This window comes from Streptomyces malaysiense, assembly GCF_000980885.2.
Classification (GTDB): Bacteria; Actinomycetota; Actinomycetes; order Streptomycetales; family Streptomycetaceae; genus Streptomyces; species Streptomyces malaysiense.
In genome coordinates this window covers 1-24,881 of the sequence record NZ_LBDA02000015.1, presented here as the reverse complement: position 1 = coordinate 24,881, position 24,881 = coordinate 1, and the positions used below count along the sequence as shown (strand labels likewise).

26 protein-coding genes, 2 pseudogenes and 1 riboswitch are annotated in these 24,881 nt (G+C 71.1%); of the genes and pseudogenes, 14 read left to right on the top strand and 14 right to left on the bottom strand.

Features of this window, described 5'->3' with window-relative positions; all coding sequences use genetic code 11:
* Positions 1 to 45 precede the first annotated feature (45 nt).
* The gene (gene pdxR, locus VT52_RS07735; RefSeq protein WP_046417890.1) at positions 46 to 1,434 is read left to right on the top strand and encodes a MocR-like pyridoxine biosynthesis transcription factor PdxR; all 1,389 of its coding nucleotides are present in this window, start codon (positions 46 to 48) and stop codon (positions 1,432 to 1,434) included.
* A gap of 10 nt (positions 1,435 to 1,444) precedes the next feature.
* On the opposite strand, the gene VT52_RS07730 is transcribed toward pdxR, so the two are convergent.
* Together VT52_RS07730 and VT52_RS07725 are read right to left on the bottom strand one after the other, a co-directional pair.
* Positions 1,445 to 1,984, bottom strand: a complete 540-nt coding sequence (locus tag VT52_RS07730; RefSeq protein ID WP_046417891.1) for a helix-turn-helix domain-containing protein — start codon at positions 1,982 to 1,984, stop codon at positions 1,445 to 1,447.
* A 334-nt stretch (positions 1,985 to 2,318) separates the two neighbouring features.
* Complete coding sequence (locus VT52_RS07725; RefSeq protein ID WP_046417893.1) at positions 2,319 to 3,161, bottom strand: DMT family transporter; 843 nt, start codon at positions 3,159 to 3,161, stop codon at positions 2,319 to 2,321.
* Positions 3,162 to 3,308: 147 nt separating this feature from the next.
* On the opposite strand from VT52_RS07725, the pseudogene VT52_RS37510 reads away from it, so the two are divergent.
* From VT52_RS37510 to VT52_RS07710, 4 genes and pseudogenes are all read left to right on the top strand, one after another.
* Positions 3,309 to 3,458, top strand: a pseudogene (locus tag VT52_RS37510) (glutathionylspermidine synthase family protein); the annotation flags it as partial.
* 82 nt (positions 3,459 to 3,540) lie between these two features.
* Positions 3,541 to 3,629: riboswitch (ZMP/ZTP riboswitch) on the top strand.
* 32 nt (positions 3,630 to 3,661) lie between these two features.
* Positions 3,662 to 5,110, top strand: a complete 1,449-nt coding sequence (locus tag VT52_RS07720; RefSeq protein WP_046417895.1) for a glycine hydroxymethyltransferase — start codon at positions 3,662 to 3,664, stop codon at positions 5,108 to 5,110.
* Positions 5,111 to 5,270: 160 nt separating this feature from the next.
* Complete coding sequence (trpS, locus tag VT52_RS07715) at positions 5,271 to 6,287, top strand: tryptophan--tRNA ligase (protein WP_420856266.1); 1,017 nt, start codon at positions 5,271 to 5,273, stop codon at positions 6,285 to 6,287.
* Positions 6,288 to 6,501: 214 nt separating this feature from the next.
* A complete protein-coding gene (locus VT52_RS07710; RefSeq protein ID WP_046417900.1) occupies positions 6,502 to 7,086 on the top strand; it encodes a 2'-5' RNA ligase family protein in 585 nt (194 codons plus the stop codon).
* An 11-nt stretch (positions 7,087 to 7,097) separates the two neighbouring features.
* Here the strand turns inward: VT52_RS07710 and VT52_RS07705 are convergent, their stop codons facing one another.
* Positions 7,098 to 7,853 carry a decaprenylphospho-beta-D-erythro-pentofuranosid-2-ulose 2-reductase gene (locus VT52_RS07705; protein ID WP_046417901.1) on the bottom strand — a complete coding sequence of 252 codons (756 nt, stop codon included), beginning with the start codon at positions 7,851 to 7,853 and terminating at the stop codon, positions 7,098 to 7,100.
* Between the two features lie 160 nt (positions 7,854 to 8,013).
* Here VT52_RS07705 and VT52_RS07700 point away from each other — a divergent pair, with 160 nt between their 5' ends.
* Complete coding sequence (locus VT52_RS07700) at positions 8,014 to 8,925, top strand: YihY/virulence factor BrkB family protein (protein WP_046417904.1); 912 nt, start codon at positions 8,014 to 8,016, stop codon at positions 8,923 to 8,925.
* On the opposite strand, the gene VT52_RS07695 is transcribed toward VT52_RS07700, so the two are convergent.
* Positions 8,873 to 10,096, bottom strand: coding sequence for a D-alanyl-D-alanine carboxypeptidase family protein (locus tag VT52_RS07695; protein ID WP_046417906.1), 1,224 nt, complete (start codon positions 10,094 to 10,096; stop codon positions 8,873 to 8,875). The two genes, VT52_RS07700 and VT52_RS07695, sit on opposite strands and share 53 nt — an antisense overlap.
* Positions 10,097 to 10,175: 79 nt before the next feature.
* Between VT52_RS07695 and VT52_RS07690 the strand changes: the two genes are divergently transcribed.
* Together VT52_RS07690 and VT52_RS07685 are read left to right on the top strand one after the other, a co-directional pair.
* Positions 10,176 to 10,424, top strand: coding sequence for an SCO4848 family membrane protein (locus VT52_RS07690; protein ID WP_046417908.1), 249 nt, complete (start codon positions 10,176 to 10,178; stop codon positions 10,422 to 10,424).
* Between the two features lie 227 nt (positions 10,425 to 10,651).
* Positions 10,652 to 12,196 carry an ABC transporter substrate-binding protein gene (locus VT52_RS07685; protein WP_046417910.1) on the top strand — a complete coding sequence of 515 codons (1,545 nt, stop codon included), beginning with the start codon at positions 10,652 to 10,654 and terminating at the stop codon, positions 12,194 to 12,196.
* 49 nt (positions 12,197 to 12,245) lie between these two features.
* On the opposite strand, the gene VT52_RS07680 is transcribed toward VT52_RS07685, so the two are convergent.
* The 7 genes from VT52_RS07680 to VT52_RS07650 form a co-directional block, all read right to left on the bottom strand.
* A complete protein-coding gene (locus tag VT52_RS07680) occupies positions 12,246 to 13,004 on the bottom strand; it encodes a TetR/AcrR family transcriptional regulator (RefSeq protein ID WP_046417913.1) in 759 nt (252 codons plus the stop codon).
* Between the two features lie 37 nt (positions 13,005 to 13,041).
* The gene (locus VT52_RS07675) at positions 13,042 to 13,452 is read right to left on the bottom strand and encodes a VOC family protein (protein WP_046417916.1); all 411 of its coding nucleotides are present in this window, start codon (positions 13,450 to 13,452) and stop codon (positions 13,042 to 13,044) included.
* A 155-nt stretch (positions 13,453 to 13,607) separates the two neighbouring features.
* Positions 13,608 to 14,387: a succinate dehydrogenase iron-sulfur subunit gene (locus tag VT52_RS07670; protein ID WP_046417918.1), complete on the bottom strand. Its 780-nt coding sequence runs from the start codon at positions 14,385 to 14,387 to the stop codon at positions 13,608 to 13,610.
* Positions 14,387 to 16,141, bottom strand: a complete 1,755-nt coding sequence (gene sdhA, locus VT52_RS07665; protein ID WP_046417919.1) for a succinate dehydrogenase flavoprotein subunit — start codon at positions 16,139 to 16,141, stop codon at positions 14,387 to 14,389. Before sdhA ends, VT52_RS07670 begins: the two co-directional genes overlap by 1 nt.
* A gap of 19 nt (positions 16,142 to 16,160) precedes the next feature.
* Complete coding sequence (locus VT52_RS07660) at positions 16,161 to 16,643, bottom strand: succinate dehydrogenase hydrophobic membrane anchor subunit (RefSeq protein ID WP_037656035.1); 483 nt, start codon at positions 16,641 to 16,643, stop codon at positions 16,161 to 16,163.
* A gap of 5 nt (positions 16,644 to 16,648) precedes the next feature.
* Positions 16,649 to 17,029, bottom strand: a complete 381-nt coding sequence (sdhC, locus tag VT52_RS07655) for a succinate dehydrogenase, cytochrome b556 subunit (RefSeq protein WP_078967379.1) — start codon at positions 17,027 to 17,029, stop codon at positions 16,649 to 16,651.
* A 193-nt stretch (positions 17,030 to 17,222) separates the two neighbouring features.
* The gene (locus tag VT52_RS07650; RefSeq protein ID WP_046417924.1) at positions 17,223 to 17,792 is read right to left on the bottom strand and encodes a 2-oxo-4-hydroxy-4-carboxy-5-ureidoimidazoline decarboxylase; all 570 of its coding nucleotides are present in this window, start codon (positions 17,790 to 17,792) and stop codon (positions 17,223 to 17,225) included.
* Between the two features lie 217 nt (positions 17,793 to 18,009).
* Between VT52_RS07650 and VT52_RS07645 the strand changes: the two genes are divergently transcribed.
* The 5 genes from VT52_RS07645 (at position 18,010) to VT52_RS07625 (ending at position 22,523) form a co-directional block, all read left to right on the top strand.
* Positions 18,010 to 19,578: a beta-N-acetylhexosaminidase gene (locus tag VT52_RS07645; RefSeq protein ID WP_046417925.1), complete on the top strand. Its 1,569-nt coding sequence runs from the start codon at positions 18,010 to 18,012 to the stop codon at positions 19,576 to 19,578.
* A gap of 207 nt (positions 19,579 to 19,785) precedes the next feature.
* Positions 19,786 to 20,505: a DUF4328 domain-containing protein gene (locus VT52_RS07640; RefSeq protein ID WP_046417948.1), complete on the top strand. Its 720-nt coding sequence runs from the start codon at positions 19,786 to 19,788 to the stop codon at positions 20,503 to 20,505.
* 91 nt (positions 20,506 to 20,596) lie between these two features.
* Positions 20,597 to 21,169: a hypothetical protein gene (locus VT52_RS07635; RefSeq protein WP_046417928.1), complete on the top strand. Its 573-nt coding sequence runs from the start codon at positions 20,597 to 20,599 to the stop codon at positions 21,167 to 21,169.
* A 190-nt stretch (positions 21,170 to 21,359) separates the two neighbouring features.
* On the top strand, positions 21,360 to 21,701 hold the full coding sequence (locus VT52_RS07630; protein WP_046417949.1) for a hypothetical protein: 342 nt from the start codon (positions 21,360 to 21,362) through the stop codon (positions 21,699 to 21,701).
* A gap of 201 nt (positions 21,702 to 21,902) precedes the next feature.
* Positions 21,903 to 22,523 (top strand): RNA polymerase sigma factor, encoded by a 621-nt coding sequence (locus VT52_RS07625; protein ID WP_046417930.1) that lies wholly within the window; start codon positions 21,903 to 21,905, stop codon positions 22,521 to 22,523.
* 487 nt (positions 22,524 to 23,010) lie between these two features.
* On the opposite strand, the gene VT52_RS07620 is transcribed toward VT52_RS07625, so the two are convergent.
* Positions 23,011 to 23,496 (bottom strand): SMI1/KNR4 family protein, encoded by a 486-nt coding sequence (locus VT52_RS07620; protein ID WP_046417932.1) that lies wholly within the window; start codon positions 23,494 to 23,496, stop codon positions 23,011 to 23,013.
* A 189-nt stretch (positions 23,497 to 23,685) separates the two neighbouring features.
* Here VT52_RS07620 and VT52_RS39670 point away from each other — a divergent pair.
* Positions 23,686 to 23,850, top strand: a pseudogene (locus VT52_RS39670) (IS630 family transposase); the annotation flags it as partial.
* A 198-nt stretch (positions 23,851 to 24,048) separates the two neighbouring features.
* Here VT52_RS39670 and VT52_RS37505 read toward each other — a convergent pair.
* Positions 24,049 to 24,267, bottom strand: a complete 219-nt coding sequence (locus VT52_RS37505) for a hypothetical protein (RefSeq protein ID WP_143070852.1) — start codon at positions 24,265 to 24,267, stop codon at positions 24,049 to 24,051.
* 5 nt (positions 24,268 to 24,272) lie between these two features.
* Positions 24,273 to 24,707, bottom strand: coding sequence for a hypothetical protein (locus VT52_RS39665; RefSeq protein ID WP_420856267.1), 435 nt, complete (start codon positions 24,705 to 24,707; stop codon positions 24,273 to 24,275).
* Between the last annotated feature and the right edge of the window lie 174 nt (positions 24,708 to 24,881).

Sequence of the window (24,881 nt, the reverse complement as noted above, 5' to 3'; positions counted from 1 at the left end):
CCTCAACCGTAGGAGCCGGGCAGCCCAGGAGTATGGTCCATTTCCATGGCGGAATCCTGGGCCACTTCGGGCGTCGACCTGCATCTGGAGCCGGCCGGCCCGGGCGGGCTGCGCCGGGGACTGACCGACGCCCTGCGCGACGCGGTCCGCACCGGCCGGCTCGCCCCCGGCACCCGGCTGCCCTCCTCCCGGGCCCTCGCCGCCGATCTCGGGATCGCCCGCAACACCGTCGGCGAGGCGTACGCCGACCTGGTCGCCGAGGGCTGGCTCACCGCCCGGCAGGGCTCCGGCACCCGGGTCGCCGAACGCACCGTGGTCCCGCCGAGCGGCCCCGGCCGCCGGCCGCGCGTCCCGGCCCGGCCCACCCACAACCTCGTCCCCGGCACCCCCGACCTGGCGGCGTTCCCGCGCGCCGAGTGGGCCAGGGCCGCCCGCCGCGCCCTGGCCACCGCGCCCAACGACGCGCTGGGGTACGGCGATCCGCGCGGCCGCGTCGAACTGCGCACCGCCCTCGCCGGCTACCTCGCCCGCGTCCGGGGCGTCCGCTGCGCCCCGGACGACCTGGTCGTCACGGCGGGCTTCTCGCACGCCCTGCGCCTCCTCGGCCCGGTGCTGCGCGCCCGCGGGGTGCGCTCGGTGGCCGTCGAGTCGTACGGCCTCGACGTCTACTGGGGCCTCCTCCAGGCCGCCGGTCTCGCCACCCCCGCGCTGCCCTGGGACGAACTCGGCACCGACCCGGGCCCGTTGACCACCGAGGGCGCCGTACTCCTCACCCCCGCTCATCAGTTCCCCATGGGCATGCCCCTGCACCCCGACCGGCGCACGGCCGTCGTCGACTGGGCCCGGCGGACCGGCTCCCTCGTCCTGGAGGACGACTACGACGGCGAGTTCCGCTACGACCGCCAGCCCGTCGGCGCCCTCCAGGGCCTCGACCCCGACCGCGTCGTCTATCTCGGCACCGCCAGCAAGTCCCTCGCCCCCGGCATCCGGCTGGGCTGGATGGTGCTGCCGCCCGCCCTCGCCGAGGAGGTGATCGCGGCCAAGGGGCACGTCGACACCGTGGGCGTGCTCGAACAGCTCACCCTCGCCGAGTTCCTCACCTCCGGCGCGTACGACCGCCAGGTCCGCGCCGCCCGGCTGCGCTACCGGCGCCGCCGCGACGCCCTCGCCGCGGCCGTCGCCGAACGCGCCCCCGGCGTCCGGGTCACCGGGGTCGCCGCCGGTCTGCACGTGCTGCTGCGGCTGCCCCCGGGCACCGAGTCCTCCGTCGTCCAGGCCGCCGCCTGGCAGGGGCTCGCCCTGCACGGCCTCTCCTTCCACCGCCATCCCGAGGCCGTCGCCGAGCCGGTGGACGCGCTGGTGGTGGGATACGGCACGCCTCCGGACAGCGGGTGGACGGGGGCGCTGGAGGCGCTGTGCAGGGTGCTGCCCTGAGGGGGCCGGGTCAGCCGGCGACCGGGCGGAAGACCAGGTGGAAGAACCGGGCGCCGGGCGAACCCAGCGGCTGCGCGGCGCACAGGGCCACCAGGCCCCGCGCGGCGGGGGCGTCGTTCACCTCCGCGTCCAGCCGCCGCAGGTCGGGGTTGTCCGGGTGGGCCGCGACCGCCGCGCGCAACTGGGCCGCGACCGGTGCCGCCCACCGCTCCGCCCAGTCCAGCAGGTGGTGCTCGCGCGCCTCCTCGCGCAGCAGCGTCCAGCGCATCACGTTGCGCTCGGGCAACTCCGGCTCCGCGCGCTCGCGCCGGGGGAACATGCGCAGCACGGTGGAGACCGCGTCGAGGAACTCGGGCGCGGGGGAGGGCATGTCGCCCCGCTCCAACTGCGCGTAGGTGCGCTCGGAGACGTACAGCGTGTGCGCCACCTGGGCCTGGGAGAGCCCGGCGGGCCGCCGGCCGCGGCCGGTGCGGCGGGGCCGGCCCAGCTCGACGGGGTCGATCAGCGAGCGCTTGTGCCGCAGCAGCGACCGCAGGGCTTCCCTGCCCATTCCCGGCTCCCTCTCGGCGCGGCCCGCTTCACCGGCCCGGCAAATATCGGAAGTCTACGTTCCTGAAAATCCGGTTCCGGAAAATGAACTTCCTGGCCACGGGCGTGCGGTTGGCGCAGGATGGTGCGCGGACCGGTTGCGCTGCGGAGGGCGCGGCCGGTCCGTCACTTCCCGCCGCCCGGCCGGGCGTTCCCGGCCGCCGGTCCGTCAGCTCCCGGGCGCTGTTCCGCGGGTTTCGGCCGTCGGTCCGTCGTTTCCGGGTGCCCGCCCGCCGGTCTCTGCCGCCGGCCGTCGCTGCTGGGTGGCCCGCTCGCCGGGTTCCGTCGTCGGTCCGTCAGCCTGCCGCGATCGGTTCCGCCGGTTCCGCCGTCGGGGCCTCGCCGAAGCGGGCCAGGGCCAGTGCGCCCGCCACGGCCACGGCGAAGCCCAGCACGGCCGGCCAGGCCATGCCCTCCCGGGTGCGGTCGCCGAGCCAGACGACGCCGATCGCCGCGGGGCCGAGCGTCTCGCCGATCACCATCCCGGCCGTCGCCGTCGTGACCGAGCCGCGCTGGAGGGCCGAGGTCAGCAGGATGAAGGCGGCGCCGCCACCGATCAGCAGGGCGTACGTCGCGGGGTTGGTGAGCAGGGCGGTGGGCGCGAGGCTGTCGATCAGCCTGACCGACACCTCGACCACCCCGAACCCGAACCCGGCGCCGAGCCCGAGCACCAGCCCCCGCGCCGGACCGGACAGCCGCCCGCCCGCGAGCCCGAGCAGCAGCAGCCCCACCGCCACCGCGAGCATCACCCACCGCAGCGTGTCCGACCCCTCCTTGCCGCCCTCCGGCCCGGAGGCCAGCCCCAGCATCGCGAGCCCGGCGCACACCACGCCCACCGCACCCCACTCCATGCCGCGCAGCCGCACGTCCAGCAGCCGCGCCGCGACCACCGCCGTCACCGCGAGGCTGGCCGCGAGGGCGGCGCCGACCGCGTAGATCGGCAGCGAGCGCAGCGCCGCGATCTGGAACAGGAACCCCAGCCCGTCCAGCGCGAGCCCGGCGAGATACCGCCACTGCCGCAACGCGCGCAGCAGCAGCGCCGCCTCACCGCCCGCACCGGGACCGGCCTGCCTCGCCGCCACCGCCTGCAACACCGTCGCGGTACCGAAACAGACCGCCGCGCCGAGGGCGCACACCATTCCAAAGAGCACAAAGGGACTCTAAGGGAGCCCCGCCGCCTTCCTGTCATGCCCACCCCCCTTGGCCGGTTCTCACACCCGTCTCCAGGCCTGCCGTGCCGCACGACGCACACGGGGGAGACACGAACATGGCCGAAACCGGCCATGGCTCCGGGCGCTCGGCGAGACGGCGGCCACGTCGTCCTCGGCCTCGGCGCCCGGGGCGTCGGCGGCGAGCCCGCGGGCCTCGGCATCCGCGAGTCGACGGGGCCCGTCACCGACGAGTACGCGCGCTTCCCGCCCCATGTGATCCTCTGACGCCGGCCCCGCCGACGGCTGGCCCGCCTCGCCCGCATGGTGGACGCCGGATCTCCCCCCTCCGGCCCGGCCGGTACGCTGAGCCACGGGCCGTGACTGGCGCGCTGGGATGGGACGGACCATCGGGGAGCGGCCTTGCGGGAATCAGTGCCGTGCGCCTGGGCCGAACGTGAACGCCGAAACGCACCCGTCCGGAGGTCCCCATGCCAGAGCAGCCCCTGTCCACCGAGTCCACCGCCTTCCGTGCCGCCCTCGACGTGGTCCGCGCCGTGGAGCCGCGCGTCGCCGACGCCATCGGCCAGGAGGTCACCGACCAGCGCGCGATGCTCAAGCTGATCGCCTCCGAGAACTACGCCTCCCCGGCCACCCTCCTCGCGATGGGCAACTGGTTCAGCGACAAGTACGCCGAGGGCACCGTCGGCCGCCGCTTCTACGCGGGCTGCCGCAACGTCGACACCGTGGAGTCCCTGGCCGCCGAGCACGCCCGGGAACTCTTCGGCGCCCGGCACGCCTACGTCCAGCCGCACTCCGGCATCGACGCCAACCTCGTCGCCTTCTGGGCCGTGCTCGCCGACCGGGTCGAGGTCCCCTTCCTGGAGAAGACCGGCGTCCGCCAGGTCAACGACCTCTCCGACGCGGACTGGGCCGAGCTGCGCCGGGCCTTCGGCAACCAGCGGATGCTCGGCATGTCCCTGGACGCCGGCGGCCACCTCACCCACGGCTTCCGCCCGAACATCTCCGGCAAGATGTTCGACCAGCGTTCCTACGGCACCGACCCCGCGACCGGCCTCATCGACTACGAGGCGCTGCGCGCCCAGGCCCGCGAGTTCGAACCGCTGATCATCGTGGCGGGCTACTCGGCGTACCCCCGTCTGGTGAACTTCCGGATCATGCGCGAGATCGCGGACGAGGTCGGCGCGACCCTCATGGTCGACATGGCCCACTTCGCCGGTCTCGTCGCGGGCAAGGTCCTCACCGGCGACTTCGACCCGGTGCCGCACGCGCAGATCGTCACCACCACCACCCACAAGTCGCTGCGCGGCCCGCGCGGCGGCATGGTGCTGTGCGACGACTCCCTCAAGGACCAGGTCGACCGCGGCTGCCCGATGGTCCTCGGCGGCCCGCTGCCGCACGTCATGGCCGCCAAGGCGGTCGCCCTGGCCGAGGCCCGGCAGCCCGCGTTCCAGGACTACGCGCAGCGCATCGTGGACAACTCCCGCGCGCTGGCCGAGGGCCTGATGCGCCGGGGCGCGACCCTCGTCACCGGCGGCACCGACAACCACCTCAACCTCATCGACGTCGCCGGCTCCTACGGCCTCACCGGCCGCCAGGCCGAGGCCGCCCTCCTGGACTCCGGCATCGTCACCAACCGCAACGCCATCCCGGCCGACCCCAACGGCGCCTGGTACACCTCCGGCATCCGCGTCGGCACCCCGGCCCTGACCACCCGCGGCCTCGGTACGGCGGAGATGGACGAGGTGGCCGGCCTGATCGACCGCGTCCTCACGACCACCGAACCGGGCACCACCAAGTCCGGCGCCCCGAGCAAGGCGTCCCACGTCCTGGACGAGAAGGTCTCCGAGGAGATCGCGAAGCGCGCGGCGGACCTGGTCGCGGGCTTCCCGCTCTACCCCGAGGTCGACCTGGGCTGATCGAGGCGGGCGGGGGCCGTGCCCCGGGGCGCGGGGCCGTGTCCGGTACGCGGCTTTGCCACGGGGCGCGACCGGCCACCCACGGTCCGCGGTCCCCGACGCCCCGCGGCCCCCGCCTCCCGGGCCGATCCCACCCTCAGCCGATGAGAGAATGGGCGGCATGGCCCCTGCTGAAAAGCCTCGCGTGCTCTCCGGTATCCAGCCCACCGCCGGCTCGTTCCACCTCGGCAACTACCTCGGCGCCGTCCGCCAGTGGGTGTCCCTCCAGGAGACCCACGACGCCTTCTACATGGTCGTCGACCTGCACGCGATCACCGTGCCCCAGGACCCCAAGGAGCTGCGGGCCAACACCCGCCTCGCCGCCGCCCAGCTGCTCGCCGCCGGCCTGGACCCGGAGCGCTGCACCCTGTTCGTGCAGAGCCATGTGCCCGAGCACGCCGAGCTGGCCTGGGTGATGAACTGCCTCACCGGCTTCGGCGAGGCCAGCCGCATGACCCAGTTCAAGGACAAGTCCGCCAAGCAGGGCGCCGAGCGCGCCTCGGTCGGCCTGTTCACGTACCCGATCCTCCAGGTCGCGGACATCCTGCTGTACCAGGCCAACCAGGTGCCGGTCGGCGAGGACCAGCGCCAGCACATCGAGCTGACCCGGGACCTGGCCGAGCGCTTCAACGGCCGCTTCGGGCAGACGTTCACGATCCCGGCGCCGTACATCCTCAAGGAGACGGCGAAGATCTACGACCTCCAGGACCCGTCGATCAAGATGAGCAAGTCGGCGTCCACGCCGAAGGGCCTGATCAACCTCCTGGACGACCCGAAGACCACCGCCAAGAAGGTCAAGAGCGCGGTCACCGACACCGACACCGTCATCCGCTACGACGCGGTGGCCAAGCCGGGCGTCTCCAACCTGCTCACCATCTACTCCGTCCTCACCGGCAAGTCGATCGCCGAGCTGGAGCAGGAGTACGAGGGCAAGATGTACGGCGCGCTCAAGACCGACCTCGCCGAGGTCATGGTCGAGTTCGTGACGCCGTTCCGGGAGCGCACCCAGCAGTACCTGGACGACGCCGAGACCCTCGACTCGATCCTCGCCAAGGGGGCCGAGAAGGCCCGCGCCGTCGCCGCCGAGACCCTCGCGCAGGCGTACGACCGCGTCGGCTTCCTGCCGGCGAAGCACTGACCGGAGCGCCGGCCGGAGCACCGGACGGCACGGCCCGCGCCGAGAGGCACGGAACCGGCGCGAAGGCGCACGACCGTTCGCACGCCCCCGTGGGCAGAGCGCTGCACATCACTTCCGTTGCGCCTGCCCACGGAACACCCATGGCCGTACAGTCGATGCCGAAGGCCCGTACGAGTCGGCCGAGCAGACGACGGACGCGACGACAGGAGACGACGTGGGGACCGTAACGATCGGCGTGTCGATCGCGGTTCCGGAGCCTCACGGCAGCCTGCTCCAGGAGCGGCGCGCGGGCTTCGGCGACGCCGCGGCCCATGGCATCCCCACCCACGTCACCCTGTTGCCGCCGACCGAGGTGGACCGCGCCGCGCTGCCCGCCGTACAGGCCCATCTCCTCCAGGTGGCCGCCACCGGCCGCCCGTTCCCGATGCGGCTGCACGGCACCGGCACCTTCCGGCCCGTCTCCCCGGTGGTCTACGTCCGGGTCGTGCGGGGCGCCGAGGACTGCGCCCTGCTCCAGCAGCGGGTCCGCGAGAGCACCGGGCCCTGCGCCCGCGAGCTCCAGTTCCCCTACCACCCGCATGTCACCGTGGCGCACGGCATCGAGGACGCGGCGATGGACCGCGCCTTCGCCGAGCTGGCCGGCTTCGAAGCCGAGTGGCCGTGCAACGGGTTCGCGCTGTACGAACAGGGCGCGGACGGGGTGTGGCGCCAGCTGCGCGAGTACACCTTCGGCGGCTCCGTCGTACCGCCTCAGGCGGGCCCCGCCGACATCGGCCGCGGGACCATCGCCAGCCGGTAGGCACGTCCCGGCTAGAGCGGCAGTCTGCGGAACAGCGCCCGGGGCAGGTGCCGCAGCGCGGCCGTCACCGGTCGCAGCACCCCCGGCACCCACACCGTCTCCGCGCCCCGGCGCAGGCCCAGTTCGATCGCGGTGGCGACCGCCGCCGCGGTGGTGGCGAACGGCTCGCGGGGCAGGTCCGCGGTCGCCCGCGTCCGCACGAAGCCGGGGCGTACGACCATCACCCGCACCCCCGTGCCGTACAGCGCGTCGCCGAGGCCCTGGGCGAAGGTGTCGAGACCGGCCTTGCTGGAGCCGTAGATGAAGTCGACGCGGCGGGCGCGTTCGGCGGCGGTGGCGGACAGGACGACGAGTGCGCCGTGGCCCTGGGCCTGGAGGGCGCCCGCGGCGACGAGGCCGGCGGAGACCGCCCCGGTGTAGTTGGTCTGGGCGACCCGCACGGCACGCAGCGGCGCGCGCTCGTCGTGGGCCTGGTCGCCGAGGACGCCGAAGGCGAGCAGCACCAGGTCGATGGCGCCCTCGGCGAAGACCTTGCCGAGCACGGTCTCGTGGGAGGCGGGGTCGAGGGCGTCGAAGCCGACCGTACGGGTGTCCGCGCCGAGGGCGCGCAGACTCTCGGCGGCCTGCTCAAGCGCGGGGGAGGGCCGGCCGGCCAGCCATACGGTGCGGGCGCCGCGGGCGATCAGCCGGCGGGCGGTGGCGAGCCCGATCTCGGAGGTGCCGCCGAGGACGAGCATGGACTGGGGCAGGGCGAGGGCGTCCTTCACAGGCATGCCCGTGACCGTATCGTCCGGAAGTGCGCTCTTCGCCCAGGAACGTCACCCCGCAGGGGCGAAGATCACTCGAAAGTGTCATGGCCGGACTTCCGTGCGCGAACCGTTGCGCGTACCCGGACATGGGACGTCACACACAGGGCAGGGACGGATCATGGACTGGCTGAAGAGACTGCCCGTCGTCGGGCCGCTGGTGACCTGGCTGACGGCCACTCACGCATGGCGGGCGTACGAGCGCCTCGACCGGGTGAAGTGGACCCGGCTGGCGGCGGCGATGACGTTCGTCAGCTTCGTGGCGCTGTTCCCGCTGCTCACCGTGGCCGCGGCGGTCACCGCCGCCACGCTCAGCCCCGCCCAGCAGCAGAACGTCGAGCACAAGGTCGCCGAGCAGTTCCCGGGGGTCGTCTCCCAGCAGCTGGACATCACCACGCTGGTCCAGAACGCGGGCACCGTCGGTGTCATCGCGGGTGCCGTGCTGCTGCTCACCGGCGTCAACTGGGTCGGCCAGGTGCGGGACTGCCTGCGCACGGTCTGGGAGCTGCCGGACAAGGAGCAGAACCCGCTGGTCGCCAAGGCCAAGGACGCCGGCATCCTGATCGGCTTCGGCGGCGCCCTGCTCGTCACCCTCGCCGCGTCCACGCTGGCCTCGGCGGCCGTCGGCCGGGTCTCCGACCAGCTGGGCCTCGCCCAGCACGGCTGGGGCACCGCGCTGCTGCGGGCCGTCGCCTTCGCCGTCGCCGTGCTCGCCGACTTCCTCGTCCTGCTCTACGTGCTGACCCTGCTGCCGGGGGCGGAGCCGCCGCGCCGCCGCCTGGTGGTCGCGGCGCTGCTCGGAGCGGTCGGCTTCGAACTGCTGAAGCTGCTGCTCAGCGGCTATATCCAGGGGGTCGCCGCGAAGAGCATGTACGGCGCGTTCGGGGTCCCGGTGGCGTTGCTGCTGTGGATCAACTTCACCGCCAAACTGGTTCTGTTCTGCGCCGCCTGGACGGCCACCCCGGGCCGGACGGCGAAGGTCAAGGCCGTGGCCGACGGTGCATCAGGTCCGGCAGCGGCCACCGGCGGTTGACCAGGAACACCCCGCCCGCAAGCAGCACCAGCAGCCCGCCCACCAGGGCGAGCGCGGTGCCGATCCCCCGGGAGCCGGTCGCGGCGGCCGGGGTCGGCCTGGAACCGGCCTGGCCGGCCGGCGCCGACGCCGTGGGCGGGCCGCCCGGCGCGGCACTCGCCGACGCGGCGCTCCGCGGCGGCACCAGCTCGCCCACCGGCTCGACCTTGCCGGCCGCCTGGAAGCCCCAGTCGAACAGCTTCGCCGTCTCCTTGTAGACCTCGTTGTGCTCCCGCTTCTGCGGGTTCATCACGGTGACGAGCAGCACCCGGCTGCCGCGCTGGGCGACCCCGGTGAAGGTGGCGCCCGCGTGCGTGGTGTTGCCGTTCTTCACGCCCGCGATGCCCTGGTAGACGGGTACGTCGGTGTCGCCGCTGAGCAGCCGGTTGGTGTTGCGGATCCGCTCGCCCCCGAAGTCGGCGCTCACCGTGGAGCAGTAGTCCCGGAAGTCCTTCTTCTGCAGCCCGGAGCGGGCGATCAGGGTGAGGTCGTAGGCCGAGGACACCTGGTGCGGCTCGTCGTAGCCGTCGGGGGAGACCACATGGGTGTCCAGGGCCTGGAGTTCGTCCGCGTGCTGCTGCATGTCCCGGACGGTCTGGGCGACGCCGCCGTTCATCGCGGACAGCACGTGCACCGCGTCGTTGCCCGAGCGCAGGAACACCCCGAGCCACAGGTCGCGCACGCTGTAGGTCCGGCCCGCCCGCACGCCGACCACGCTGGAGCCCTCGCCCATCCCGGCGAGGTCCTTCGCGGCCACCTTGTGCTCGGTCGTCCGCGGGAAGCGGGGCAGCAGGGTGTCCGCGAACAGCATCTTCATCGTGGACGCCGGGGGCAGTGCCCAGTGCGCGTCGTGCGCGGCCAGCACCTCGCCGGTCTGGGCGTCGGAGACGATCCAGGAGCGCGCGGTCAGGTCCTTGGGCAGCACGGGGACCCCGGGCGCGAGGTTCACCTGGTTGCCGGGCCGCCCGAGCCGGGCACCGCCGAGCGTCGACATATGGGCCGGGGGTGTCGCGGCCGGGGTCCGGCCGGCGGCCGGGGCGGCGAGGGCGGCGGGCGCGGTGACGGCGAGGGACAGCAGGGTCGCGGCGCCGGCCAGCAGTGATCGCCGGGCGGTGTTCATGGGAGCGGGCACGACCGAGAACGTACCCGCAGCGGTTCGGGAGGACCTGCCCCAGCCCCTGTCACGGAAGCGCACCCCGGATACTGGAGGTATGAAACTCAGCCGCCCGGTCTCCTGGTTCCTGCTCGCCTTCGGGGTGTGGAGCTGGTTCATCTGGGTCACTTTCGTAAAGAACCTGGTCAAGGACGGCAGCGGTCTTGCCTTCCATGACGGTCGTCCGACCGCCTACTTCTGGGTGCACCTGGTGCTGGCGATCGTCTCCTTCGTATTGGGGACGGCCATCGGGGTCATCGGGTTGCGCGGTCTACGGGCCCTGCGCCGGGAGCCGTCGCGCATGTGACCGGAATCTCCTCGGCCGCCTGTGAAGACGCCGTGAAGGCGCGGCGAGCGCCGGGCGGAGACAACGTCTTGGGCAAGTTCTTCCACAACTGGTCAGAAAGCCCTTCACACGCCGAAACACGTGTGATTGGGTGAGCCGCGTCACTCAGGGGAGTGGCGGGATTTGTGCTGACCAGGGGTAGGACCTCACAAGGGTCTGGGGAGGGCACCACCGTGCGATCTGTTCGCATGCGGATTGTCGTGACGTTGCTCGTGCTGGCGATCGTGGGCATCGGCGGCTGGAAACTGCTGCCGTCACAGGAGAACAAGAACAGGACCATCACGGTCGGAACGACGGACGCGGTCACCTCGCTCGACCCGGCCGGGGCGTATGACGCGGGGTCCTGGGCCCTGTTCAGCAACGTGTTCCAGACACTGATGACGTTCGAGCCGGACGGCGTGCAGCCGGTGCCGGACGCGGCGAAGAGCTGTGGCTTCGTCGGCAGCGACACGAAGACGTACCGGTGCACCCTGCGCGCGGGGATCACCTTCCCCAGCGGGCGGGCGATGACGGCCGAGGACGTGAAGTTCTCCTTCGACCGGGTCAAGCGGATCAACTCCGACGTCGGCCCCTCCTCGCTGCTCGCCGACCTCTCCTCGGTGACCGCCGACGACACGCACACCGTCACCTTCCACCTGTCGGAGCCGGACGCCACCTTCCCGCTGAAGGTCGCCACCGGCGCGGGCGCGATCGTGGACCGGGACACCTATCCGGCGAACTCGCTGCGCAAGGACTCCGCGGTCGACGGCACCGGTCCCTACCGGCTCACCTCGTACACCAAGGGCCAGGAGGCCCGGCTCGCGCCGAACCCGTCCTACAAGGGCTACCTCGGCTCCACCGGCCGCCCGATCGAGCTGCGCTACTACGCCGACTCCGCGAAGCTGAACGCGGCGTGGAAGGCGAAGGACGTCGACGTGGCGTCGCGTACGCTGCCGCCGGACGTGCTCGCCGCTCTGAACCCGAGCGACCCGAAGGAGCGGGTGACCGAGTCCGACTCGTCGGAGACCCGCAACCTGTACCTCAACACCCGCGCGAGCTCCCCGCTGCACGACGTGCGGGTGCGGCAGGCGGTCGCCTGGCTGGTCAACCGGGAGCAGCTGGCGGCCACGGTCTACCAGGGCACGGTCGACCCGCTGTACTCCCTGATCCCGACCGGTATCACCGGCCACACCACGTCCTTCTTCGACACCTACCCGACACACAGCCCGCAGAAGGCGCGTGCCCTGCTCACCGAGGCCGGGGTGAGCCTGCCGGTCCACTTCACCTTCGCCTACGGCAAGGGCCAGGGTCCCGGTGAGCTGGAGGCCGCGGCGCTGAAGAAGCAGCTGGAGGCGGACGGCCTGTTCAAGGTCGACGTCAAGGGCTACGAATGGACGGACTTCCAGGAGCGCATGGCCGCGGGCAAGCTCGACGCCTGGGCCGTCGGCTGGGTCGCCGACTACCCCGACGCCGACACCTTCGGGCAGCCGCTGGTCGGCACCGGTTCCACCATGGCCACCGGCTACAGCAACAAGACGGTCGACCAGCTCATCCGCAAGAGCCAGCAGTTCGCCGACCGGAGCCGCGCCGCCTCCGACTTCCAGCAGATCCAGAGCGCCATCGCCGAGGACGTCCCCCTCATCCCCTTGTGGCAGCGCAAGGAATACACGGTCACCACGGAGGACGTGGGCGGCGGCCAGTACCTGACGGACGGCACGGGCGTGTACCGCCTGTGGCGGCTGGACTGGATCTGACTCCGGACGCATCGAGGGCCGTCCCCGCGAGGGGGCGGCCCCGCGTCGTTCAGTCCCGGCTCTCCGTGCGCGTGCCCGGGGCCGGGCTCGGCGTCGGCAGCAGCCTCGTCATGCCCGGCAGGAAGTCCGTGAACAGCTCGTGGACCTCCAGGACCAGGGGGCGCAAGACGCGGAAGCGGGAGAGGGTGACCCCGCGGCTGGTCAGGCGGGCGCCGCGGCGGGCCAGGCGGTAGCTCCGCTCGCGGTTCTCGGTGCGGTCGAAGATCCAGTACATGATGAGGCCCATCTGGGACAGCCACATCAACTCCGGCAGCACGTCCTTCAGCTCGGCCGGGACCTTGGCCCTGGAGCCGGCCAGCACCTCCCGGTGCACCTGGATCGCCTGCTCGCGCGCGTGCTCGCTCTCCTGGGAGAAGGGGCTCAGCGGGCTGTCCGGGTCGGCCGCGTTCTTGAAGAACTGCACCGCGAACTCGTGATACGGCCGCGCGATGTCCAGCCAGGTGGTGAGGACGCCCGCGAGCCGCGTCTCCAGGTCCGTCTCCCGCTCCAGGATTCCCCGGACCGCCTGCCGGTGCTCGGCCGCGATCCGGTCGTAGAAGCCCTGGATCAGGTGTTCCTTGCCCTCGAAGTAGTAGTACGCGTTGCCGACGGAGACGCCCGCCTCCTGGGCGATCGCCCGCATGGTGGTCTTGTCGTACCCCCGCTCCCGGAACAGCCGCATGGCCGTCTCCAGGATCAGCGCACGGGTCTGCTCGGACTTGCTGCTGGGGGTACCGGCCGCCTCGGGACCGTCGTTGTTCACGGGCACGCCACGAAGCCTAACGAGTGCCCTGAGGGCGCTCGGCTCAGCCTCTGCGCCCCAGTTCCGGGCGCCGGGTGTAGTCCGTCAGACCGAGCACGTTGCCCCAGGGGTCCGCGAACTCCACCGTCCAGCCGGTCGCCGTCTGGAACACCTCGTCCACCGGCTCGATGCCCGCGGCGGAGAGCCGCCGCGCCGCCACCCGCGCGTCCGGGACCTCCAGCCACAGGCGCGGCGAGGGCCATGGCGGACCGCGATGGCCCAGCGCCTCCTCCACCCGCAGCAGGATTCCGGGGGTCTCCTTCCCCGCGGTGAGCAGCGCGATCCCGGCCTCGTCGAACCGGAAACCCACCCCGAACCCGGCCCGCTCGTAGAACCCGACGGCCTCCGCGAGGTCCCCGACGGGGAGCAGTACGTTGTCGAACCCGAGCAGTTCGTACGACTCTTCGCCTGACATGTCGTCAGATTAGAGCGCGGTCCCCCGGGATCCCGTGAATGACCGGGCCGTCGGCTCGCACGCCGCCCGGCGGCATCGGGGCGTCCGCCCGGGGAGCGCACGAGGGCCGTTCCCCCGAGCGGGGGAACGGCCCTCGTGCCGTGCCGGACGTCGCGTCAGTAGCGGCGGGTGATCAGCGCCCGCTTGACTTCCTGGATCGCCTTGGTGACCTCGATGCCACGCGGGCACGCGTCGGTGCAGTTGAAGGTCGTACGGCAGCGCCACACGCCGTCACGGTCGTTCAGCACCTCGAGGCGCTGCTCCCCGGCATCGTCACGCGAGTCGAAGATGAAGCGGTGGGCGTTGACGATCGCGGCCGGGCCGAAGTACTGGCCGTCGTTCCAGAACACCGGGCAGGACGACGTGCACGCGGCGCACAGGATGCACTTGGTGGTGTCGTCGAACCGCGCGCGGTCCTCGGCGGACTGCAGACGCTCGCGCGTCGGCTCGTTCGTGTCCTTGGCGATCAGGAACGGCATCACGTCCCGGTACGCCTGGAAGAACGGCTCCATGTCGACGACCAGGTCCTTGAGGACCGTCAGGCCCTTGATGGGCTCGACCGTGATCGGCTTCTCGGGGTTGATGTCCTTGATCAGCGTCTTGCAGGCAAGGCGGTTCTTGCCGTTGATCCGCATGGCGTCCGAGCCGCAGATGCCGTGCGCGCAGGAGCGGCGGAACGTGAGGGTGCCGTCGATGTCCCACTTGATCTTGTGGAGGCCGTCGAGGACGCGCTCCTTCGGGTCGATCTCCAGCTGGAAGTCTTCCCAGACGGCCTCCGCCGAGACCTCCGGGTTGAACCGGCGGATCCGGAAGGTGACCGTGATGTAGGGGGAGTCGGCGAAGCCGGGCTCGGGCTGGCCGGCCGCGTCCGCCTTGTCCAGAACAGGGGTAGCCATCAGTACTTACGCTCCATCGGCTGGTAGCGGGTCTGGACGACCGGCTTGTAGTCGAGACGGATGGACTCGGTGCCGTCGTCGCCCACCTCGCGGTACGCCATGGTGTGGCGCATGAAGTTGACGTCGTCGCGGTTCGGGTAGTCCTCGCGGTAGTGACCGCCGCGGGACTCCTTGCGGGCCAGGGCCGACGTGGCCATGACCTCGGCCAGGTCGAGCAGGTTGCCCAGCTCGATGGCCTCCAGGAGGTCCGTGTTGAACCGCTTGCCCTTGTCCTGGATGGACACGTTCTTGTAGCGCTCGCGCAGCTCGGCGATCTTCTCGACCGCCGTCTTGATCGTCTGCTCCGTGCGGAACACCATGACGTTGGCGTCCATGGTCTCCTGGAGCTCGCGGCGCAGCGTGGCCACCCGCTCGTTGCCGGTGGAGTCGCGCAGTCGCTCGATCTGCTCGATGACGAAGGACTCCGGGTTCTCCGGCAGCTCGACGAAGTCGGCCGTGTGGGAGTACTCGGCGGCGGCGATGCCCGCGCGGCGCCCGAAGACGTTGATGTCGAGCAGCGAGTTGGTGCCCAGGCGGTTGGCGCCGTGCACCGACACGCAGGCGACCTCGCCGGCCGCGTACAGACCCGGCACGACGGTGGTGTTGTCCGCCAGGACCTCACCCTCGACGTTGGTCGGGATGCCGCCCATCGCGTAGTGCGCGGTCGGCTGGATCGGGATCGGGTCCGTGTACGGCTCGATACCGAGGTAGGTGCGCGCGAACTCGGTGATGTCCGGGAGCTTGGCGTCCAGCTGCTCCGGCGGCAGGTGCGTGAGGTCCAGGTACACGTGGTCGCCCTCGGGACCGCAGCCGCGGCCCTCGCGGATCTCCGTGTAGATGGAGCGGGACACGACGTCGCGGGACGCCAGGTCCTTCATGACGGGAGCGTACTTCTCCATGAAGCGCTCGCCGTCCTTGTTGCGCAGGATGCCGCCCTCACCGCGGGCGCCCTCGGTGAGCAGGATGCCCATGCGCCAGATGCCGGTCGGGTGGAACTGGAAGAACTCCATGTCCTCCAGCGGCAGACCCCGGCGGTAGCACGCGGCCTGGCCGTCACCGGTCAGGGTGTGCGCGTTGGAGGTCACCCGGAAGAACTTGCCGGTACCGCCGGACGCGTAGATGACCGACTTCGCCTGGAAGACGTGGATCTCGCCGGTCGCCAGTTCGTAGGCCACGACACCGGCGGACTTCCTGACGCCGTCGACCTCGGTGATCAGCTGGTCCAGGACGTAGAACTCGTTGAAGAACTCCACGCCCTCCTTGACGCAGTTCTGGTACAGCGTCTGGAGGATCATGTGGCCGGTGCGGTCGGCCGCGTAGCAGGCACGGCGGACCGGGGCCTCGCCGTGGTTGCGGGAGTGACCGCCGAAGCGGCGCTGGTCGATCTCACCCTTGGGCGTCCGGTTGAACGGCAGGCCCATCTTCTCCAGGTCGAGGACCGCGTCGATGGCCTCCTTCGCCAGGATCTCGGCGGCGTCCTGGTCGACCAGGTAGTCGCCGCCCTTGATCGTGTCGAAGGTGTGCCACTCCCAGTTGTCCTCCTCCACGTTGGCGAGCGCGGCGGCCATACCGCCCTGCGCGGCGCCCGTGTGGGAGCGGGTGGGGTAGAGCTTGGTCAGGACCGCGGTGCGGCTGCGCTTCGTCGCCTCGATGGCGGCACGCATGCCCGCGCCACCGGCGCCGACGATGACGGTGTCGTACTTGTGGATCTTCATGATTCTCGCAGCCCCGTGCCTAGCGGATGTTCGGGTCGAAGGTGAAGATCACCAGCGTGCCCAGCAGGATGGTCCACACCGTGGCGGTGTACAGCAGGGCCTTCAGCCACATGCGGGACGCGGCCCGCTCGGCGTAGTCGTTGATGACCGTGCGCAGGCCGTTGGCGCCGTGCAGCATCGCGAGCCACAGCATCGCCAGGTCCCAGATCTGCCACCAGGGGGAGGCCCAGCGGCCGGCGACGAAGGCGAAGCCGACCTTGGACACGCCGCCGTCCAGGACCAGCTGGATGACCAGGTGGCCGATGACGAGGACGACCAGCACGATGCCGGACAGGCGCATGAACAGCCACGCCGCCAGCTCGAAGTTGCCGCGGGTGGACTTCGGGGTCTTCTTGGTCCGCTTGCGCGGGGCCTCGATCAGCGGGGCCGGGTTGTCCACGTTGTAGACGGCGGCACCCTCGACGGGGCCGACCCCGGAGGCGGTGGTCTCAGTGGTAGACATCGGCGTCAGCTCCCGAACAGAACACGAGCGGCGTGGCCGAGCACGGGGTAGATCGCGCCGAGCATGAGCACGACCCAGACACCCATCACGGTCCAGAACATCTGCTTCTGGTAGCGCGGGCCCTTCGACCAGAAGTCGACGGCGATGACGCGCAGACCGTTGAGCGCGTGGAAGAGGATTGCGGCGACGAGGCCGTACTCCAGCAGCGCGACGATCGGCGTCTTGTACGTGGCCACGACCTTGTCGTAGGCCTCGGGGGAGACACGCACGAGAGCGGTGTCCAGCACGTGAACGAACAGGAAGAAGAAGATGAGGACGCCGGTGACTCGGTGAGCCACCCAGGACCACATTCCTTCCCGGCCGCGGTACAGCGTTCCAGCCGGCACGGAAGAACCCTCCGGGAGCGGGGACTAGGGCCGCGCCGGCTTCACTGTCGGTCGGGCCCGGCCGGGTACGGTCCACCGGCCCCCAGCATGGTATCCGTGTGGCGGGGCGAGGCTTACGGGGGGCCTACCTGTGTGATCAAACTGGCACGCGGTTGGGCTAGCGGGGGGCGGACACGCGCGGCGGTCCGTCCCGTTATCTACCGGGTGTGGGTGCGTTTGGGCTGGTCGCGCCACGCGGTGGAGCCGCACATGGATTCGGCCTCGCGCCCCTGAGGCAAGTACCCAGACGGCCCCTCGCGAGGCGGCGGAGCTCGTCCGCGACTATCTCGCGTTCCCTGTCGGGATCGTTGGCCGATCGTGACTGGATGGCTTCCAGGACGTAGTCGGCGGTCTCGGCGGCCGGGACGCCGCCCAGCGAGATGACGAACACATGACCGAATTTGGCCTCGTAGGCGGCGTGGGCGGCGTCGAGAGCCACGTGCGCCGCCGAGTACGTGTCCTGCGGCAGCCCCGGCAGGGACTCGTGGGACAGGGCTTCCGCGAGGTCCGTCGGGGAGAGGTCGTACGCCGCCTCGTCCGCCGCGGCCAGGAGGGCGTCCAGGTCGGGGTAGGGGCGGTGGGCCGCGACGCGATGGGACCAGAGCGGGCTGTGCAGGCAGCGCAGGAGGAGGGTCCGGGCCTCGGTGGCGCACGCCGCGTTGAAAGCGTCGAGGGGGCGGGGCGGATGTGGGCGGTGGGAGGGCAGCGTGGATCCTCGCGTCACGGATCGTGTGTGTCGTGTGTGGCAGGGGAGTGCCGTGAAAGGTGTGTCGTCAGGCTATCGAGAGTGGTGACTCTGTGTCCGCGCGCTGGCTGAAATTCACTCGGACGGGAGAGTTTGCTCACGCTCGGGTGACCGTTCGAGTGGTGAGGGGCCTTACGTTGGGCGAGTGATCCAGCACAGGCGCCGAGCGTCGGCGCGACAGGTGAAGCGGAAGCGGATGACGGTGGCCGCCGCGGTGGCCGGGACCGTCGTCCTCGGGACGGGCATCGGCGTGTGGGCCTCGTCGGGCGGTGGCGGCGGCCAGGCGCCCTCCGGGCAGGCGGCCGTCGCCGAGACGAGTCCCTCGCCCACCCGGTCGTACCCGATGTCCACGGCGCCCCGGACGATCCCGGCGGTCCGCTCCCACACCCCGGCGCGCGGCCCCGGCTGGCGTCCGCGGCCCGGCGACCGCGTGGTGATCAGTGACGCGGGCCTCGCCGACGAGGGCAGGCTGATAGCCGGCGAGCTGGGGATGAGCTACGCGGGCCGAAGGAGCGACACCGAGGCGGGCGATCTGCGGCTGTCCCTGGGCGGCGGTGGCGGCGGCCGGGAGTCGTACACCATGACCGTCCGGGGCGGCCGGGTCGACATAAGCGGGCCGGGCCGGGCGGGGGTCTTCTACGGCACCCGGACCCTGAAGCAGGAGGTGCACGGGGGTGGTACGGCGCCGGAGGGCGTCGTACGCGACGAGCCGGCCAAGCCGGTGCGCGGCTTCATGCTGGACATCGCGCGCAAGCCGTACTCCGAGTCCTGGATAGAGGACCGGATACGGGAGCTGGGGGACCTGAAGTACAACGAGCTGGGGCTGCACTTCTCCGACGACCAGGCCTTCCGGATCGAGTCCAGCACCCACCCCGAGATCGTCTCCCCGGACCACCTCACCAAGGCGCAGGTCAAGCGGATCGTGGACCTGGCCCGCAGCCGGCACATCACCGTCGTACCGGAACTCGACTCGCCGGGACACCTGGGCGCGGTCCTCGCCGCCCACCCCGACCTCAGGCTGCGCAACGGCAACGGCGTGGTGACCAAGGGCGCGATCGACATCTCCAAGCCCGGCTCGGCCAGGCTGATCGACGACCTGCTGAACGAGTACGCGGGGCTGTTCACCGGCGACCAGTGGAACCTCGGCGGCGACGAGTACCAGGCGCTGATGGCGAGCGATCCCCAGACCGCCTATCCGCAGCTGGCCGCGGCCGCCCGGCGGGAGTTCGGCGCGAACGGCAATGTCGCCGACCTGACCACCCGGTGGCTGAACGACCGCGCCGCCACCGTCCGCGCCCACGGCAGGACCGTGCGCGCCTGGAACGACGGCTTCTACCGCAGCTCCACCGCCGTGCGGCCCGCGGGCGATCTCCAGGTCGCCTACTGGACCGGCAAGGAGATCGGCGCCCGGCAGCCGGAGGAGTATCTGAGCGCCGGCCGCAAGCTCGTCAACCACAACGACGAGTTCCTCTACTACGTCCTCGGCCAGCCGCAGACCTTCGTCTATCCCACGGGCCGGCGGATCTACGAGCAGTGGAACCCGCGGGTGGTGCGCGGCACCACCGCCGTGCCGGCGCGGTACGACGACCAGATCCTCGGCGGCACCTTCGCGGTGTGGGGCGACTTCCCCGACGCGCAGACCCCGGACCAGGTCGCGGCCGGCATCCGGATGCCGCTGCGGGCCACCGTCCAGAAGCTCTGGGACCCGGGTGCGCCCACCATGTCCTGGACGGACTTCAAGTCCCTGGCGGACCGGCTGGGCTGAGGGGCCGCTGTCGCCGGAGCCGGTGCCCCCGACCGTCGGAGCCGGTGCCCCCGACGGTCGGAGCCGGCGGCGGACGGCACTGTGCGAATCCTGTGGACGCGGCGTCATCTCGGGTCGTATCTTCCGGTGTTCATATCTCCGGCGGGCCATGTGCGTGTCGTGCGCGGCCCGCCGGTCGCCGTTCTGACCTCGGGGGAATCCCACACCATGGCCACGCCCATGCCCGTCCCGCCCCAGCCCGCGCCGCCCCTGGCGCCTCCGCCCGGCGCCCGGCCCCGCTCGCCCGCCGGTCTCGGCCTGGCCGCGGCCGTCCTGCTGGGGCTGGTCGTCGTCACCGACCTGTTCGCCTGCTTCGCGGACCAGACGCAGGCGGCCGTCGCCCAGGACCTGCTCCGCGGCGGCGTCGACGGGGATCTCGTCCACCGGGCCCACCGCGCCGACACGCTCTACAACGCGGCGAGCGTCGCGCAGGGGTTCGCCCTGGTGGCCACGGCCGCCGTCTATCTGTGCTGGCTGTGGCGGGTGCGGGCGAACGCCGAGGTGTTCGAACCGCACGGGCACCGTATGAAGCGCGGCTGGGCCATCGGGGCCTGGTTCGTACCGATCGGGAACCTGTGGCTGCCGCGCCGGGTGGTCGTGGACGTCTGGACGGCCAGCGTCCCGCCGGGCAGCCGCGTCCGGACCACCCCGGTGAACGCCTGGTGGACGCTGTGGGTCCTCAGCCTCCTCGTGGGCCGGACCGCCGCCCGGCAGTACGACGCCGCCCACGGCCCCGGTCGACTCGGTGACGCCGCCCGGCTGATGCTGTTCTCCGACGCGCTCGACGCCGCGGCCGCGATCCTCGCCGTCGTGGTCGTCGTACACCTGACCAGGATGCAGCGGGCCAGGATCCTCGCGGCCCCCGTACCCATGCCCGCCTTTGGCTGAAACTCGACTGCTGTGACACTTAGGCCCGATTGCACGCAGTAAGGGGAAGTGCGGGCTCCGTACCGGTCGGCGCCCAGACCAGGGAGGCTTCATGAGCCTTGAGCAACGGATCGCGCGAGCCGACGAGCGGGGGCTGGCCGCCAGTGGGTTGGCCTGTTTGGATCGGTGCCTGCCGCTGCTCGACGGCGACGGGGAACTGCTGCGCCCGCTCTGGGGCAGCCTCGCCGACGGATCGGACTGGGGCGCCCCGCTGGAGAAGGCGCGGGACGCCCTGCTCGGTCTCGGCGAGCACGGGGAGGCGGCGGAGGACGGGAACGGGCACCCGGCGGCGGTGCGGCTCGTCGCCCACATGCTGGACTCGGCCCCGGCCGAGCGCACCGCCGAGGCGGTACGGCCGTGGGCCGAGTCCTGTTCCGCGGTCTCGCTGCGCGTCCACCGGCTGCTCGACCCGGCGGCCGAGGGCGCCCCGGACCCCGCCGGAACCGGGGAGCTGCCACCGCTCGTCGCCGCCGAACTGCGCCGTCAGATCACCGTGCTGGAACTCCTCGAAGACCACGGCAAGCAGGGCCTGCGTCGCGCGCTCGACGTGTCGGGCGAGGGGCGCCGGGTGCTGCGCGCGGTCGTGTCGCGGCGGGCCCGGGGGAGCGCGGAGAGCGGGGTGTGACGGTCGTGCGAGGGCGGTGGGGTGGTCCTGCGACGGTTGGCGAAACGCTTCCTCCGAGGGTGACGAAAGCTTCGCCCCGCTCGCTCTTCCTTATGTGAATGCCTATGCGAACGCCCATGTGACGGCTCCCGTGACGGCCCATGCGCCGGCCAACGCGCAGGAGAGCAGGCCGCACGCCGCCGCGAAGCCCGTGCGCTGGGCGGCGGACGCCGTCGCGACCATGCGCGAGGGCGCCCGGGTGCGGCTCGACTACTCGGCGACGAGCCTGTGGCGCGTGGACCGCATGATCGAGGAGATACGACGCGAGGGGACGCCCGTCGAGGCGGTCGACGGCGTGCTGCGCGGCTTCGGCGCCTACACGGGCGAGGTGATCGTCCGCCGCACCGGCGCCGAGTGGTGGACGACCGGCGGCGAACACTGGGTGCGCACCCCCGACGGCCGGCTCTGGGACCCGATCGAGGAGGCCCGGCGCTCCTTCATGGGGCACGGCTCGCTGCGGCTGCTGTGCCGGGACGCGACGGCGGCCACCTGAGGGCGCGGCGGCCTGTGCGTGACGGCGCGGCCGCCGGCGCCTGACGGGCCGTCCACCGTGACGCGTCCACCGGCGCGTTCGCTGTGACACTTCTGTCAGGGCGGACGCTGATGACCGTGGAAGGCGAAAAGACACGGCCCGAGCGTGCCGCACCGCGCGGGACGCTCCGGCGGCCATGAACTCGGCACGACGAGGACGGTCTTGGGCCAGGGAGGGCAGCCCCGCAGCCGGCGGCCGCGGGACGGGGAGCTGGGCGCGGCCGTCGCGCGGGCCCAGGAGGGTGACGAGTGCGCCTTCGCGGTGGCCTACCGGATCGTGCAGCCCGGCCTCCTCGGCTATCTTCGCGGTCTGGTCGGCGAGGACGCGGAGGACGTGGCCGCCGACGCCTGGCTGGAGATAGCGCGGGACCTCGGCCGGTTCACCGGGGACGGCGCGGGCTTCCGCGGCTGGACCGCGACCATCGCCCGCCATCGTGCCCTGGACCATCTGCGCCGCCGCCGCACCCGGCCCCGTACCACCGCGCTCGACCAGACCGCCCTGGACCGGGCGGCCCCGCACAGCACCCATGAGCAGGCCCTGGAGTCGCTGTCCACCGCGCGCGCCCTGGAACTGGTGCGCCTGCTGCCGCGCGACCAGGCGGAGGCCGTGCTGCTGCGGGTGGTCGTCGGCCTCGACGGCCCGGCCGCCGCGCGTGTCCTCGGCAAACGGCCCGGCGCGGTCCGTACCGCCGCGCACCGCGGCCTCAAACGCCTCGCCCGCACCCTGGCACCGGACCCGGGTGCCACGGACGAGGACCCCGGCACCCCTGCGGAGCCGAAGTGAACGGCGCGGGGGACGGGGACGGCATCCGACATGGCCGAACGCGGGGGCGGCGACGGCCCGTCCGGCCACGGCAGGGGCTCCGGGTCCGGCGCGGCCTCGACGTCGAGTCCGGCTTCCGCGCGGCTCCGTGCGCGTACGACGAGCTGAGTGAGGGGGCTGCAACTACCATCGCCCGCACGGCGGCCTCGCGGTCAAGGGCGTTCCGTGCCGATGCGTTCGGCGTCAGCCTCACCGCCGATGTTCTTGCCGCGGGCGGGGCTCACCGCCTGGCAGGACGCCAGGGTCTGCGGCAACTGAGGTATGCGCCGCATCCGGATCAGCCGGCTCAACCCTGGAGTGATCGTCGCCCGGAGGGTCCGGTGCGAGCTTTTGAAGCCGTGATCCGCTCACCGCTCCTCGCCCCGGACAGTTTCCCGGTGTGCCGACGGGGACCGCGTTCCGCCCTGTTCGGCCGAGCGCTGGCTCTTCCGTCTCAACGGAGTACGCTTCAGTCCTCCATCGGTGAAAGCGTGTGATGCTTCGGCCATTCCGGAAGCCAGTCCGAGGCGATCTGTCCGGTGAGAGCCAGGTGTAGCCACTCCACGAGCGTCAGCTCCGATTCGTACCAGTCGGACCAGTTTCGCCGGAAGGCCGCTACGTTCCACTCGCTATTGCCCCGGTCGACCAGAAAGAGTTGATCGCCCTCGACCGTGTTGCCCCACAGCAGCATGCCATCTTTCGTGGGGAGGAAATCTCGCGGGACGAAGGGGTTGCGCTCCATCCTCGAACTCATGCGCTCGGCATAAGACTCCAGTGTCTTGGGGCCGCAGACGAAGATGAACTCCGAGATCGTCGAGTCCCCGTAGGAGCGGCCGAACTCCACGTATTCGCGTGGGAAGGCTACTCCCCACTTCCGCTCCAGGGTTTCGAAGGTGTCGATGTTTCTCTGTGAGGGCTGACCGAGAAGGGGAATGAGGGCATCTGGAGCAGACACGGGCTTTCCTTCCGAAGTGCTGAACTGACTGCGGTAGTTGGACTGCTAGAACCGACACAGAATGGGCCGAAAATCGCTATGTGTAATGGACGCTGCCCTCGGCCCGATTTTCGATCTGGGACAACGCCAGCACCCACCACGTCAGGGCCCTGCGGGAGTTCTGCGACGCAACAGCGACTGGCTCACCACCTCAACCCCGTCGAAGGCGTCCGGGCGCATCTGAAGAAGTCCCTGGGCAACCTCGCGTCCCACGCGATCGACAATCTCGCCCCGCTCGTGAAGAACCGCTTACGCGGCATCCAACGCCGACCCGAGATACTTGACGGCTTCATCACCGGCACCGGACTGACACTGGAGCCCCCGTCACCCTGCCCTTTCAACCTCAGCGTCAGCGTTGCCGCAGCGTCAAAGCCGCGAGACCTCCCTCGTCAGATGGCGGGGGAGGTCTCGTTCGTTTTTACATGCGAGCTTCGGCCTGATCGAGTTTAGGGACGTGCCAGAAAATTCCCTCGGCGCGCCTTCGACCTTTTCCAGGGGGCTCCGAAATGCCCGCTACAGTGCAAATGGACGATAGGAACTGGCCGCATTGACCACCTCTTCATCCGTAAGCGATGGATCGTTGTGGAACATTAGATCCAGCCATGCCGGGTGAGGAATCAGTCGCTGAAGCTCGGTGAGGAGTTCGGCGCAATCCTCGTCAGGGAGCGTGCCGCTGCGAATAAGGGCGACGACCTCGAGTGCCCTCGTTGCGTTAGCATTGAGCTCAGCCACTGCCATCACCTCTCATAATGGTAGGCAGGATCCAAGATTTCTGCATGGAGCCTGGGTGTAATGACAACTATGTTGTCCATATCATACACCCCTCCGCCGTCCCAGATTGGTGTCGAATGATGTAGCACATAGTTGAATCCACCGCGATAAGCCTGCCCCTGCACAACGAAAGGTGAAAGCCCGTTCTGTATCCTGGTCACATTTTGCGGCGAGAAATTTGCGGCGATGCCCGCATCGTTCCCGACTGCCCTCCAGAACGCCTCTCGAAAGTCGCCGAAGGTCTTGAACGACTGGCCACGGAGCTGGTCAGCTATCTGCCCTGGAATCCTTCCGAAATTACCCTCGGAGCCTCGAAGCCACGAGCCGGATACGGGTGCTAGCCCCTCGCCACCACTTACAACGCCTGGCGAGTTTCGAACCTGCGTCGCCGTCGGACACACGTTGTGCACCAGAACCGGCGTATTTCCAGCCAGCACATAGTACGTGTGCTGGCCGAGGTGCCGTCATCTGCATTTTCACAGGTCAACGCAATCCGGCCAGTCCGTGGATGTGTGTGAAAGTCCCCTCCTGTGCGCCCGTGTTGCCGTCGGCGTTGCCGCTGAGGTTGAAAGGGT

Excerpts from the sequence above, each read along its gene's own strand:
- pdxR (WP_046417890.1), top strand. The coding sequence starts at position 46 with ATGGCGGAATCCTGGGCCACTTCGGGCGTCGACCTGCATCTGGAGCCG.
- VT52_RS07730 (WP_046417891.1), bottom strand. The coding sequence starts at position 1,984 with ATGGGCAGGGAAGCCCTGCGGTCGCTGCTGCGGCACAAGCGCTCGCTG.
- VT52_RS07725 (WP_046417893.1), bottom strand. The coding sequence starts at position 3,161 with ATGGTGTGCGCCCTCGGCGCGGCGGTCTGTTTCGGTACCGCGACGGTG.
- VT52_RS07720 (WP_046417895.1), top strand. The coding sequence starts at position 3,662 with ATGCCAGAGCAGCCCCTGTCCACCGAGTCCACCGCCTTCCGTGCCGCC.
- trpS (WP_420856266.1), top strand. The coding sequence starts at position 5,271 with ATGGCCCCTGCTGAAAAGCCTCGCGTGCTCTCCGGTATCCAGCCCACC.
- VT52_RS07700 (WP_046417904.1), top strand. The coding sequence starts at position 8,014 with ATGGACTGGCTGAAGAGACTGCCCGTCGTCGGGCCGCTGGTGACCTGG.
- VT52_RS07690 (WP_046417908.1), top strand. The coding sequence starts at position 10,176 with ATGAAACTCAGCCGCCCGGTCTCCTGGTTCCTGCTCGCCTTCGGGGTG.
- VT52_RS07685 (WP_046417910.1), top strand. The coding sequence starts at position 10,652 with ATGCGGATTGTCGTGACGTTGCTCGTGCTGGCGATCGTGGGCATCGGC.
- VT52_RS07675 (WP_046417916.1), bottom strand. The coding sequence starts at position 13,452 with ATGTCAGGCGAAGAGTCGTACGAACTGCTCGGGTTCGACAACGTACTG.
- VT52_RS07670 (WP_046417918.1), bottom strand. The coding sequence starts at position 14,387 with ATGGCTACCCCTGTTCTGGACAAGGCGGACGCGGCCGGCCAGCCCGAG.
- sdhA (WP_046417919.1), bottom strand. The coding sequence starts at position 16,141 with ATGAAGATCCACAAGTACGACACCGTCATCGTCGGCGCCGGTGGCGCG.
- VT52_RS07660 (WP_037656035.1), bottom strand. The coding sequence starts at position 16,643 with ATGTCTACCACTGAGACCACCGCCTCCGGGGTCGGCCCCGTCGAGGGT.
- VT52_RS07645 (WP_046417925.1), top strand. The coding sequence starts at position 18,010 with ATGACGGTGGCCGCCGCGGTGGCCGGGACCGTCGTCCTCGGGACGGGC.
- VT52_RS07640 (WP_046417948.1), top strand. The coding sequence starts at position 19,786 with ATGGCCACGCCCATGCCCGTCCCGCCCCAGCCCGCGCCGCCCCTGGCG.
- VT52_RS07635 (WP_046417928.1), top strand. The coding sequence starts at position 20,597 with ATGAGCCTTGAGCAACGGATCGCGCGAGCCGACGAGCGGGGGCTGGCC.